The 13424-nt window shown below is 38.4% G+C and carries 10 protein-coding genes and 1 pseudogene; 3 read left to right on the plus strand and 8 right to left on the minus strand.

Translation table 11 applies throughout. The annotated features are described in order from the left end of the window. Window positions 1-9: 9 nt before the first annotated feature. The 4 genes and pseudogenes from CAL6303_RS16380 to CAL6303_RS16400 form a co-directional block, all read right to left on the minus strand. Window positions 10-1191, minus strand: coding sequence for an ABC transporter substrate-binding protein (locus CAL6303_RS16380; protein WP_015198928.1), 1182 nt, complete (start codon window positions 1189-1191; stop codon window positions 10-12). Between the two features lie 260 nt (window positions 1192-1451). After that, window positions 1452-2210, minus strand: a complete 759-nt coding sequence (locus CAL6303_RS16385) for an FAD-dependent oxidoreductase (RefSeq protein ID WP_255348422.1) — start codon at window positions 2208-2210, stop codon at window positions 1452-1454. A gap of 77 nt (window positions 2211-2287) precedes the next feature. Beyond that, window positions 2288-3398: pseudogene (locus CAL6303_RS29375) on the minus strand (IS630 family transposase). 42 nt (window positions 3399-3440) lie between these two features. Then, window positions 3441-3779, minus strand: a complete 339-nt coding sequence (locus CAL6303_RS16400) for a hypothetical protein (protein WP_041739691.1) — start codon at window positions 3777-3779, stop codon at window positions 3441-3443. A gap of 124 nt (window positions 3780-3903) precedes the next feature. On the opposite strand from CAL6303_RS16400, the gene CAL6303_RS16405 reads away from it, so the two are divergent. Next, a complete protein-coding gene (locus CAL6303_RS16405; RefSeq protein ID WP_015198929.1) occupies window positions 3904-4515 on the plus strand; it encodes a pentapeptide repeat-containing protein in 612 nt (203 codons plus the stop codon). Between the two features lie 281 nt (window positions 4516-4796). Here CAL6303_RS16405 and CAL6303_RS16410 read toward each other — a convergent pair whose 3' ends face one another. The 3 genes from CAL6303_RS16410 to CAL6303_RS16420 all read right to left on the minus strand — a co-directional run bounded on the left by CAL6303_RS16410 (window position 4797) and on the right by CAL6303_RS16420 (window position 7384). Continuing rightward, entirely contained in the window at window positions 4797-5444 is a 648-nt protein-coding gene (locus CAL6303_RS16410) for a J domain-containing protein (protein ID WP_015198930.1), read from the minus strand. A 561-nt stretch (window positions 5445-6005) separates the two neighbouring features. Then, on the minus strand, window positions 6006-6602 hold the full coding sequence (locus CAL6303_RS16415) for an ATP-dependent Clp protease proteolytic subunit (protein ID WP_015198931.1): 597 nt from the start codon (window positions 6600-6602) through the stop codon (window positions 6006-6008). 119 nt (window positions 6603-6721) lie between these two features. Beyond that, window positions 6722-7384 (minus strand): ATP-dependent Clp protease proteolytic subunit, encoded by a 663-nt coding sequence (locus tag CAL6303_RS16420; RefSeq protein ID WP_015198932.1) that lies wholly within the window; start codon window positions 7382-7384, stop codon window positions 6722-6724. Window positions 7385-7812: 428 nt separating this feature from the next. On the opposite strand from CAL6303_RS16420, the gene CAL6303_RS16425 reads away from it, so the two are divergent. Together CAL6303_RS16425 and CAL6303_RS16430 are read left to right on the plus strand one after the other, a co-directional pair. Beyond that, complete coding sequence (locus CAL6303_RS16425) at window positions 7813-9066, plus strand: vWA domain-containing protein (RefSeq protein WP_015198933.1); 1254 nt, start codon at window positions 7813-7815, stop codon at window positions 9064-9066. Window positions 9067-10061: 995 nt separating this feature from the next. Then, window positions 10062-11165 (plus strand): 3-oxoacyl-ACP synthase III family protein, encoded by a 1104-nt coding sequence (locus CAL6303_RS16430; RefSeq protein ID WP_015198934.1) that lies wholly within the window; start codon window positions 10062-10064, stop codon window positions 11163-11165. 168 nt (window positions 11166-11333) lie between these two features. Here CAL6303_RS16430 and CAL6303_RS16435 read toward each other — a convergent pair whose 3' ends face one another. Then, entirely contained in the window at window positions 11334-13148 is a 1815-nt protein-coding gene (locus CAL6303_RS16435; RefSeq protein WP_238993703.1) for a thiamine pyrophosphate-dependent enzyme, read from the minus strand. Window positions 13149-13424 lie beyond the last annotated feature (276 nt).

A 13424-nucleotide genomic window follows, 5' to 3' on the forward strand; every position in this document is an offset into this window, starting at 1 on the left:
CATATTTAGCTACTTAATAAACTCAAATTTACCTGCACTTCCATCTTTTTCCATTTTAATTTGAGCTACATAAAAGTCTTTCTGGACAATTTCTCCAATGGGTGTAAAGGAAATTTCTCCTATTGGGGTATCATATTTTCCAGCTAACATTTGCTTATTCAAATCTTCCCTAATTTTTGGAAGTTGTAAAGTACTAATTTTCGTCTTTTTATCTAACTCATTCAGTGCTTCAACATAAACTTGGACGGCTGTAAATGCTTGAGCGCTAAATTGAGGTGGTTCTACTTTATATTGCTGAAAATACATGTCACGAAATGCTTTATTAATTTTCCCAGGATGCTGTGGGCTATATGCTTGAGCAATAATTAATCCATCACATGATGCTTTACAAACTTTCAAGACATTAGATGAATTCAAACCATTTCCCCCAATAATTAAACCTTTGTAACCTAGTTCTCGCAATTGCCTAACTAAGTTTCCACCATCGGCGGCTAATCCAGATACAATTATTAAGTCTGGTTTGGCATTAATTCCATTAGTTGCTTGGGATTGAAAGTCTGTGTCTGTGGTTTGGAATTTCTGTACTGTAACAACTTCTAAACCTAAATCTTTGACTGTTTTTTGAAAAATTTCAGTTTCAATTTTATTGAAAGCATCATTTTGGGCGTAGAAAACTGCCACTTTTTTGATGTTGGGATTTTGTTTCAGTGCTGCTTTAACTGAATTGGGGGCAACAATGGAAGCTGGAGAGGAAACTCTGGCAACATAATCGCCAATTTCGGGAATACCTTTAGCTGTATTTGAAGCTGCCACAACTGGAACTTTAGCACGATCAGCTACAGGATGGGCGCTAAATCCTTGTTGTGATAAAGTAGGTCCAATTATACCTACTACTTTATCTTTATTAATTAATGTTTGAAAAGCATTGATTGCCCCTTGTTCTTCCCCCCCTGTATCTTGAAAAATTAGTTTAATTGGAGTTCCATTAATTCCACCTTGATCGTTAAAATATTTTTCAGCTATTTTCGCACCATTGGAACCTTCTTGTCCTAATAATGCAACGTTACTGGTTTGGGCAAAAGCGATACCAATGGGAATAGTTTGGGAAGTTTTGGTACTGTTAGTACAAGCTGTAATAGTAATTGAAAGGGCTGTAAATAAGATAGTTTTGAATGTAGGTGTTTTTGACATAATTGAATATTTGAATTGTATTTGTAAACTGGGTTTTGCTACACCCAATATTGGGAAATGAGATCGATGCTATGATCAACACAGACTAATGTTGAATTCCGGAAAACTACGGAAGTGAACGCAAAGAAACGTAGAGTCACACATACCTCACCGTTCAACGACGAGACTTCCTGTAACTTCTTCCACTATTAAGCCTCTTGGTCAAGTGAATTTTGTCATGTTTATGGGAGCATGTAAAGCTAATTTTCTCAGCTTTACCACTACAGACGCTCGAATTGTCGCATAAACTGACGATCTATATAGTCCTTCCAGTACCACAGCAGTTTGTGGGGTGGTAATGTTAATTTACCGCGTGAGGCGTAGGCGTAGCTAATCGTAGATATCGCGTTACCATCTCCGGTACCAATTAAACTTAGATAATTTTGTTGGGGTATGTATGGTTTCAAAGGTTTTCCCCATACTGCTTGCCGTAAATTCCTAAATAGTGGTTTTCCTTGACGGACTGCAAATACTCCTGCTTTGGGACGAGGATGGTTTACCATAGTGGCTATATCTCCTGTGGCAAATACGTGGGGATGGGAGATAGATTGCAATGTCTCATCTATCAAAATAAATCCCTCTGCATCCACTGCTAATCCGGTTTTTTGTATCCAGGGTGCTGCCGATGCTTGTGTAACCCAAAATACATGCTGAAATAAATCTGGGCAATTAGTGATTTTTTTATATCCTTGTTCTGGGAATACCTTTTCAATTTGGGATAATTTGCCCAAGTGCAATTCTACTCCTCGTTGCTGCAATATTTTTTTCAGCAACTTCCTCAATGAAGTTGAAGAATTTGACATTAATTCCCTCCCACTGTGAAAGAGGTGCATTTCCAACTTCCTACTTCCCAATTGCTGTAAACCTGCTTGTATTGCCAAGGTTAATTCCACACCTCCTGCACCCCCACCCACTACAGCTATTTTCATCGGTGTTGAGTCTTTGGGGAAATCTTGACAAATTTTATACCACGCTTCCAATAGCTGAGGTACAGGTTTTGCAGGAATTACATGCTTTACATTTACATTCCCTATTTTGGGAGTAAGCTTAGACGCATTTAAATGACATTAACAGAATTTCCTTTATTTTTTACCTTCCTAGTCCAATTAATAATTAATTCCCCTTCGTTCAAAAGTTTATTTACTATTTTTTCTAGTTCTTCTTGTGTTTCAAATTCTCGATGAGCTATATATTCTTTAGCAGAATGCCACACTAATTCTATTAAATTATAGTCAGGACTATAAGCAGGTAAAAATTCCAACTTTATATTAGGTAATTCTGATTCTATTTTTTCTAAAAACTCTTGCTTTTTATGAAAGCTTGCGTTATCTAAAATTATGATTATCTTTGGACCTTCGCTGTGAAATTTTTGCGGTTCATTACCTTGAAACTCCCATTCTTTACGTATTTGCTCATTCAAACAAATTAACTGGTTATAAAATGTTTCCGAATTTCCTTTTTTTATCACAAAACATATTCTTCTTTTATCCCCATATCTTAATCCTCCCATGATATTTACTCTTCCTCTTCTCCTCTTTCCTTTTATTTTTTTCTCTTCCCTTTTTTAGTCCAACATCTTCTTCTTATCACTCTTAAGCTAAAACCGCACTCATCCCAAAACCATACCTGAAGTGCATTTGGGCTCTCTTGCGCTAATCTCAAATAGTCTAATAATTTTTCTTTGAACTCTTCTCTTTTTTTTTATCTTGTTTCTCTTCTAAACTATATTTTCCCCAAATATATACATATTTTTCTTGTGATAGTATTCTGCTTACTTGCGATTTACTCAGTTTTATTCCTGTTTCTTTCTCTAGATGCTCTGATAATCTTTTCCCTGTCCACCTCCCAAATTCATACCCGAATTCTTTCGGTTCTTTATCTATAATTTTTAACAAACGCTCTATATATTCTTTACTCGCTTTGCTGTAATTACCTTTTGCTCTTCCATCTTCTAGTGTTTCTAAATTATTTGGATCTCCATGAACGCACCAGTAAGCTACTCTTCTTAGGGAGCATCCTACAAACTCGGCTATCTTCTCATACGTCTTTCCATCATTCAAAAGCAACAACATTAAAGCTCTTTCTCTTATCTTCGGATTTTCTTCCGTCTTTACTGCCTGTTGTAGATTTTTCTTTTCTGTTGATGATAGATGACCCTTCGCTGGCATTTCGGCTTATTATCTAAATTTGCTGCTTTTATTTTATGTCATCTAGATGCGTTTTAGCTTACTACCAATATCAATTGACACTATGTCAAAAGCTATTGGTAGTATATTCTCGCATATTACTAACTTTTTTTCTAAATCTAAATTTACCACCCGCTCAACATAAAATTCTGCTTGGGCAGAAATAGTCAACCGTCGTAGATTAATATGACATTGACTGCGACTGTAAAAGCCAGCAATATGTCCTGGTAACATCCCCGAATAGGGAGTATCTTCAGCATCACTAATGAGAGTTAGATGTAAACCTGGTACGGGATTTGTAGCGAAAAACCGTAATGCGATCGTATGACTATGACCGCCGCCTATCATGACTAAATTTATCATAACTTTTTATTTCCTGGTTTCTTTCTCTGGTTTAACTCACTAAAATGGTGGAGTTTGCATCTGCCGTAGACTAGATAAAATCAACAAAAACGAAATCAGGAACAATCAAATCATCACGACAAAGATGCTAAAACAAACCTTACAACGGCAAATCAAACAACTCAACTCCCAAGAAATTCAAGAGCGTTTACTTGCAATTAATCAATTAGAACAAATTACCAAAACTCATCCATCCCATCACTGGTATATCATGGAGGCTTTGAGTAATTTTCTGCGTCAATCAGCACCAATAGATAATTTAGACATAATTTGTATTGATATTCAAACAGCACTGCATGTTATTTGTAATAGAAATGTTCAACATGATCCCAAAAATCAAATATTAGATCTTAGTTTTACAAATATTCCTAATGTGAATCTAGATAATACTAATTTACAGCAAATAAACTTTTATCAAAGCAATTTAACGAATGCCAGTTTAAAAAATGCCAACTTACACCAAGCAATTCTCGCTGCTGCAAACTTGAAAGGTGCAAACCTTGAAAGGGCAAACTTAAGTTCAGCAAATTTAGGCGCAGCAAACCTCACAAATGCAAATCTCCGCGCTGCTAATTTACATCGAGCTAATTTATACTTAGCCAATCTTGAAGGGGCAATTGTTCAAGAAGCAAACCTCTGGGAGGCAAACTTGAGAGAAGCTAACTTCAAAGGTGTCAGGCAACCTCTGAATTCGTAAATATTCGGGATAGTTGTATCATTCAGTTGCTGACAATATCCAGTAATATACTGACAAATATTTGAAAAATCTTATCTATTTTGTATCAGTTACGTAAGGGCATAGTTTACTTGTAATTTTCGGATTACGGTTACTTACACCTCTACAAATAAGGGCAAACGGTTGTTTGCCCTTATGATGTGTTCCATTCTTTTTTCCAATTGGGATTAAAATCTACTGTATAAAAAAACCTCATCTTAAATTAACATTCAAGATGAGGAAATAATTAATCATCAAAAAAACTAAAAAATCTGTTCTAACTTTTGAAAATCACATTGCACTTCATAAAGTAAAGATTTGTTATGCGGATCGGTTTTCATGGCTTTTTTGAGGTATATCCTTGCCTTGAGCCATTGTTTTTCGGTAATTAATGCCCTTGCCCAAACTTGGTAAGCTACAGCTTGCCATTGCCTAACTTCAGCATCATCAGGTAGACGTTCAGCCAGTGCTTCAGCGAGTGCGATCGCTTGGGGAAAGCGACGCTCTTGGAGAAAGCGCTGTAGTTGCTCGTAAGTCTTCCACTTCAAGCGTTGTTCAATTTCTGCCAAATTCGGCGGTTTAGTTTGTACTCTTTCTTTCGCCACCCCAGTAGTTGCCTCAGCAGCAGCTGGGGACGTGCCAGAGGGTTTTCTAGTTGTTGCAGTTCGTTGTTGGGTTGTAGCTTGTCGTGTGGCTTTAGACTGTGGCATTACAACATCAGTCGCTGGCAACACCTGCAACAGCAACTTATAAGCCTCAGTTAAGGCAATAAACTTATCTTTCGCTTTTCTATCTTCTGGATTTATATCTGGGTGATAGAGCTGCGCCAATCTTCTGTACGAAGATTTAACATCAGCGAACGAGGCACCAGTCCTTAAACCCAATATACGGTAGCAATCTCCAAGATCCATCTTGAGCTATCAAAAGCGCGAATGTCAGCTTTAATTAAAGGATAATCATGAAGCTAGAGGAAATAACCCTGTAAGAGGCAGCTTTCTCTAACTTTTGCCAATCTCCACACCAAAGCCAGAAGCTTCGATATATCGAAATAGCAATCTACTTTATAGTCATCAGTTATCAGTTATCAGGTTGAGTTCAGGTCGTGCTGTTTACTGTTCACTGCATTACTGATTTAAATCAGCATTGACAATTTTTTCATTCCTGAAGTTTGTTCTTCCGGAAACTTAATTATGCTTCCTAATTGCCAAATTGTTGAAATATTCAGTAATTATAATAATCACGCTACATATACTACCCCCTGAAGTTATGTCTTGCAAAGGGGTAATGGCACATTCTCTTTTTATTCGTGTCTTATTCGTAACAATACACGAAACCCCTTCCGGAAGTTTGTACTTCTAAAAGGGGATAAAAGTAAAATTTTCCCTACGTGATCTTGTCGATACTTTTTCTATAGGGGATTAGGATTTGGTGTACTGGAACAAGAACCACCACACCTAAAATCTGGACGAAATTTAGAACGGTTTCTCTTCAATCACCCGATCAACCAAACCATACTCTTTTGCTTCAGCGGCTGACATGAAAAAGTCACGATCCATATCTTTTTCGATTTTTTGCAGTGTCTGACCTGTAGTATTGGCGTAGATATTATTAAGTTGATGGCGAATTCGGATAATTTCCCTCGCTTCAATTTCGATATCAGTAGCTTGTCCACGGGTTCCACCAGAAGGTTGGTGAATCATAATGCGCGAGTGTGGAAGTGCCAAGCGTTTACCCTTGGTACCCGCAGTCAAAAGAAAAGAACCCATCGAAGCCGCCAAACCAACACAAATTGTTGCTACATCCGATTTTATGTGCTGCATGGTGTCAAAAATAGCCAAACCAGCACTCACCGAACCGCCAGGGGAATTTATATATAAAATAATATCCTTACCAGGATCTTCGGAATCGAGATAAAGCATCTCGGCGATAATTTTGTTAGCGATGTCATCATCAACTTCTCTTCCTAAAAAAATAATCCTTTCTAGGAAAAGACGGTTGTAGATATCAATCCACTGTGTTTGTTGTCCCCCCGGCAAGCGGTAGGGAACCTTGGGAACGCCTATGGGCATTTTGGGGAAACTCCGTTTTCAATAACTGGGATAGGTAATCTGAGATATTTGGTAGATATGGGGCTTGATTTAGGAATTAAAGCATAGTTTTTTCCCACTACCGATTAATCTATCTCAGATTACAAGATGCTAGCTGGTAGAGGAGGATTAGCCACCTCATTCTTTTCAAACACTCGATCAATCAGACCATATGCAACAGCATCATGGGGAGTGATGTAGAAGAGGCGATCCATGTCCTTCTCAATTTTTTCCTTGGTTTGCCCAGTATTTCGTGAGAAGATATCAAGCATTGTGGCTTTGTTTGCCAAAACTTCCTTTGCCCTGATTTGAATATCTGTAGCTTGCCCTTGGGCGTAGCTTTTAGGCTGGTGCAAAACAATCGAAGCATTTGGTAAACTGGCGCGACAGCCTTTGGTGCCAGCGGCAAGCAGCATGGCAGCCATACCCATAGCCGAACCCATACAAATTGTATGGATGGGGGGCTTGATGTATTTCATTGTGTCGTAGATCGCAAAAGCTTCTGTTTCAAAGCCAACGGGATCTCCAGTGTAACCGGAGGTGCCAGTCGAATTGATGTAAATTTTGATTGGCTTTTCTGGGTCGTCTGACTGTAAATACAGCAGTTGGGCAACTATTAGTTCTGTCACAGCAGGCACCAGTGGCAGACCCAGGTACACAATTCTTTCCTTAAGGAGTAAGGATTCTAAATCTGGTGGCGGTGTGCGGTATGAGTTTTCGCCGGAATAAGCGGCTTGCACAGCCTTGATGGGGGAGATGTCCATAGCAACTGTTGCCTGAAATATGTGCCGTTAACTGTAATACATCCTAGCGTGACGTAAGCCTCTATGGGAGGTGCGGATTACACTCTAGATGAGTGAGTGTAAGCTTTCTGATTAAATATTTTTGGCTGAAATTTTGGGCATTTTTGTTGAGATCCAGGAATTAAGTTTGGAGGGGCTAAATTTTAATTGGATATTCTCGCTAATCTAGTAATTAGGATGTCTTAACTGGCTGGTGGTCTAGATGTAAAGTTTTAGAGGGTTAAAGAGAACTCGAATCAAGCCATGATAACTATTAAAGCCTCGACTCTGCTCGGCTCTAGCTATTAACTGATTTGAGTTGTGATTGACTGGCGAAACTTTCCGTAGCCACTGTATCGTGTAGTGAAGTCATTAACATATTATTAAGTATCGCCTGGATAGGAACATTTATGAAGGTTTTCTTACAGCCTGCTTTGAATGATGGCAACCTGGATGGGAACCAAGTCAATAGTCAGCGTCAGCTAGCGATTTCGGTTTCAGCGATCGCTGATGGTGCAGGATTGGGACGAAATGTCCCACTGAATTTGTGCTTGATTCTCGATCACAGCGGTTCCATGAGCGGTAGACCCCTCGAAACCGTTAAACAAGCTGCAAATCGAATTGTCGAACGCTTAAATCCTGGCGATCGCCTCAGTGTTGTGGTGTTTGATCACCGAGCAAAGGTTTTGGTTCCCAATCAAACTGTTGAGGATCCAGAAAAGATCAAAGCACAGATCAACCGTCTGAAAGCTGATGGTGGAACGGCAATTGATGAAGGTTTGAGGTTAGGAATTGAGGAATTAGCAAAGGGTAAAAAGGAAACAATTTCCCAAGCCTTTTTGTTAACCGATGGGGAAAATGAACATGGTGATAATAATCGCTGTCTCAAGTTTGCCCAATTAGCTGCTAGCTATAATTTGACTCTGAATAGCTTGGGTTTCGGGGATAATTGGAACCAAGATATTTTGGAAAAAATCGCTGATGAGGGTGGTGGTAGTTTATCTCACATCCAACAGCCAGATGATGCTGAGGCGAAATTCAGCCAGTTATTTACCCGCATTCAAACGGTGGGTTTAACTAATGCCTATTTACTGTTTTCTTTAGCTCCTAGGGTGCGATTGGCGGAACTTAAACCTATTGCCCAGGTTGCTCCAGATACCATTGAGTTACCTGTGCAAGAAGAGCCTGATGGACGCTTCTCTGTGCGTTTGGGCGATTTGATGAAGGATGCAGAACGGGTGGTGTTGGCGAATTTCTATATTGGGCAATTAGCAGAGGGTAAACAGCCAATTGCTGAGTTACAAGTTCGTTATGATGATCCGTCTCTAAATCAGACTAAATTGCTTTCTGAGTTGATCTTGGTTGAGGCAACTGTCCAGAAGTCTTACCAATCTGTGGCTGATGCGGAGGTGCAGCAGCATATTTTAGCTTTGGCTAAATACCGCCAAACTCAGTTGGCAGAGACAAAGTTACAGCAAGGCGATCGCGCTGGAGCTGCAACGATGTTACAAACGGCAGCGAAAACTGCTCTCCAAATGGGTGATCAAAACGCAGCAACGGTTCTACAAACTTCTGCCACTCGTTTACAAGCTGGTGAGGAATTGTCGGAAGCTGAACGGAAAAAAACTCGGATTGTTTCCAAAACGATCTTGCAAGATTCCTGATTTTTTGGGAATGTTTAAGCTGGTATTGGGGCTGGTGATTGATCGAAGCAAGGTAAGTGTTAATATCTTCCCCATCTTTATGAAGTAGGAACTAAGTAAAGTGGGGTTGATAATTAGTAAAGTTTGGCACTGTCATTTTGATCATTTTGCCCTTATAAACAAATAAGTAACGCTACTGTCTATTCCTAAAAAATAAATTATTTGTGAACTAAACCTCGTCCATGATGAAACCCGGAGTTTTTTGAGCGGTTCAAATGCGTCATTGCGTAGACGCGTAGCGGCTTCCCGGAGGGTCGTAAGGTAGACGCAAAGCGGCTTGTCGCAGACTAGCATAAGCCCGTAGGGCTGGCTACGCCTACTCAATGTCACAAGTTTTGGGATGGGTTTGGCAAAGTCTTTACTAGACTTTATTTTGCAGGTTTTGACTTCTAGCTATAGTACAGAAGCAAATGTAGAAACCTAGATTTTGTAGGGCTTTGAAAATGTTGTGAGAAATCCGGGATCTATACATTATCTCCGGAGATGTCTAACTGTTTCGTAGACAATGCCTAATATATATTGTACATATTTATACTTGAATTAAAAAAGATTTGCGATTTTCCGCAAATACCGTAAGGCTTTAGTGATTAAATTTGAGTTATATTCGAGTCAAGAATAGTGATAAGAGTAAAATTCAAATCAGGTACATCAAACAATAAATGTATCGGGTTAACGAAAGTGCAGTCTACCCACTACATATTAACTGCTGTGTTTGCTTTTGTTTACATTAGCTAGCGTAGTTTTTTTATTTCCAATCGCATATTTCTTCAAATATTGATGCCACAGATAATTATCTAAAGTTTTTGTCTGGAAATTTTTATGTTCAGGGTTTTAGGTTATTAGATAAATAATTATAAAATGCATCTTTTCAAATCTTTCTAGACAAAGGTGACAAATTTTCAATGTCAGGGGAACCCATCTGCAAAGTTATACAAATTTTCTGGAGATTTTTTAAGATGCATATTCCCGTAGGTATTAAATCGCTTGCTGTTAGTTTCCCTAGCGTTATTCGTACAAACGATTATTACAGAGAAAAATATCCCAATTTAGTTGCAAAGTCTGAAGAAAAAACACTGGCAAGATTGATGTCATTGGTGAATGTAACTCCCAGTAACGAGTTTGAATTGGAAATGCAACCATATCTAAAAGATCCATTTCGTGGTACTGTTCAACGACGAGTATTAGGAGAGGGAGAATCTTCACTAACCCTAGAGTATAAAGCTGCTAAGGATGCTCTTGATGCTGCAAATTTTTCTCCCGATGATATAGATCTTATAATTGGCTCTTCCTTTTTATCCGAACATCTGGGTTTGGGTAATGCAGCTTTTATTGCACGTGAACTGGATCTCACATGTGCCGCATGGAACCTTGATGCGACTTGTTGTAGCACTCCAATTGCACTACAAACTGCCTCTGCTTTAGTGCAATCAGGGGCATACCATAATGTATTAGTAGTTGTTTCTTGCACCTATTCTCGCCTTGTCGATAAAGATGATACTCTCTCTTGGTTTTTTGGTGATGGAGCTGGGGCTTTCGTTATTAGTTCCCTATCTGCCCATCAGGGAATATTAGGCACAAAGGCTATCAACACTAGTTGCTTATGTGACCAATTACGTTTAAGAGTAACGGAAGATGAGCAAGGAAATCAAAAATTTCGTCTAAAAGTAGCTAAAGACTTGAATAAAATAATTGGCGATACATCTGCGGATATGGTTCGTATTTGTTGTGAAGGTGCTGCTGCTGCTGCTGCTGTCACTTTAGATGATATTGATTTTTTCGTTTTCACAACAGCCACTGCTTGGTTTGTAGACTTTTGTATTCGGGTGCTAAATATTGATCCGAAACGAACAATTAATTTTTATCCTGAATATGCCAATGTTGGCGCAGTATTGAGTTTAGCGAATCTTTATCATGCTGCACAACTGGGCAAAATTCGTGAAAATGACTTAGTGTTAATCTATGGTTTTGGCTCTGCAAGTAGTGCTTCTGCCAGCGTAATGCGTTGGGGTGATGTGGCTTTGGGTAAGGCTCCGGTTAATACATTAGAATTGGTTTATTAGTTATACATGTAAATCTAAAATACCTGTAAATTTAATTCCCCTAATCTTATTAGTAAGTTTTGGGGAATTAATTATTAAAAAATAATAGTTGTAACAATTTAATTTTATGCGTCTTCATTATTAAATATTGTTTTGCTATAGAGGTAAAAGTTTATATTTTACAGTAATTTATATGTTACATTTATTTTTCACATTAGTGTTAATTGCCTGCTGAATTAAGCTATCTATCCGCATACCAATTGGTGCAGTTTCGGCAGCGTTGATTTTAACATCTATGACAAATGGCAGTTTAGATTTCATTGCCTTTGATATTGCAGCTTTGAGTTGAGATTCATTGTCTACACAAATTCCATCTGCACCCATACTACACGCCAGCATTGCAAAATTTGTTGGTGCAATTTCTGTTTTAACGTTTGTGTATCCTTGTTTTTTAGTTCCTTGGGCACACATTCCATAGCTGGCATCATTAAGAACAATCCAAACTGCGGGGATATTGTACTGCACGGCTGTATTAATTTCATTGTTCATCAGCATTGCACCATCACCGACTATTACTACTGCTTTTTTAGCACTTGCTAAAGTTGTTCCAATAACACCAGTTGTGGCATATCCCATCGAGCCGAAACCCGTACTTCCTCTCCAACGCTTTGGTTGGTTAAATTTGAGATAATGAGTTGCCCAAGAAAGACAATTACCAGCGTCAGCAAGAACTATAGAATTACTTCCTTCAACTATTATTTCTTGAATTTCATTCATCAGCGTTTGTGGTCTAACTAAACCTGTGTAACAATTCCCATTCCGTTTTGAGAATGTAGAATGCTGGTAATGTTGCGCTGAAAATTTAGTTTGTTTTTTCGATAATTTAGATGCCGTGGTATGAGATAGTTTTTGCAGCAACGTACTTACGAATATATTAATATCTGAAATTACGGGAATTGTATTCACCTCTGGATAAGCCGCCCCTGGAACTTGTTGGTCAATATCGACATGAATAAATCCCTTCGGGGGTATCATCACGGGATTCCAGAATGAGGTAAATTCTCCCAAACGAGTACCTAAGACTAAAATACGTTGGGGTGGTGTAGATTGCATGTATTCCAAAACTGAGTCATGTCCTGCAAATCCTGTTACACCAAGATATTGGGGATGATTTTCGGGAAATATCCCTTTACCACGGGGAGAACTCATGACTGCTGCACCTGTTCTTTCTGCTAATTGGAGTATTTCTTTGGCAGCATCACGGGCACCAAAGCCAACCCATATAGCGAAAGACTCACTAGATAATATTTCCCTAACTTGATTGATTACTTTCTCATCTGGGATAAATAATGGCAATTTGGATTTGTCTGGAAAAATACGACAACCGTTATGGGTTTGAATATCAGTAGCAATACTGAGATGAGCAACAAATCCACCTGGTTTAGAAAATCCAATGGCAAGCTGTTGATCAATTTCTGCTAATTCATCACTTGACTTGATACGACGTGCATAGTCGAACAGACTGCCATTAGTAAAAATTTCTTCAGGCATGGTGTTAGGGCTTGTTTCCTGAAATGCCCACTTTCCCTGTTTATTTTCTGGAGTACAAGCTGATATTAAAATTACCTTAGCTCCTTCCCAGCGTGCAGCAGCAATGCCAGTTAAGGTATTCATAATGCCTGGTCCTGTTGTGGTAAATACTGCAACAGGAGAGTTATTCGCAAAATAAGCCTCCATTGCTGCAAAAGCTGCTCCTGCTTCGTGACGAAAGTGCAGCACATCTATTGAGCTTTGTTCTAAAGCTTCCCATATTGGCGCGATCGCACCTCCTCCAATTCCAAATGCATGACATACTCCTAATCCAGTCAATATTTGAACAATACTATCTGCTACTGTTGGTTCTATTAATTGTTTGTTTCTGGGATTTACAAGAGAATTTGTCTGGTTAGATTTTTGATTAAAAATAATTTTATCTGTGAGTAACATTGTGAAACCCTCTGACATTTAAATTTTGATTGAAATGTATTTTTATAATCAATTGAAACTCTCTCAATAATAATATTAATATTAGTAAAAACTATAAAGTAGCTTTAAATAATTAAGGTTATAAAATAAAAATTATTCAAAATATTTACAAATATAGTTCATTTTACTAGGTGTTTTAACTTAGTCAACGCTTAGAAATATAACAGGTTATTATTAGCAGTATCTCTTGGTTTAGGGCTATCAATCCTAAATATTTGGTAGTATATAGTTTTTAGGATGTCCGAAATCCCGCGA

The organism is Calothrix sp. PCC 6303, from assembly GCF_000317435.1.
Classification (GTDB): Bacteria; Cyanobacteriota; Cyanobacteriia; order Cyanobacteriales; family Nostocaceae; genus PCC-6303.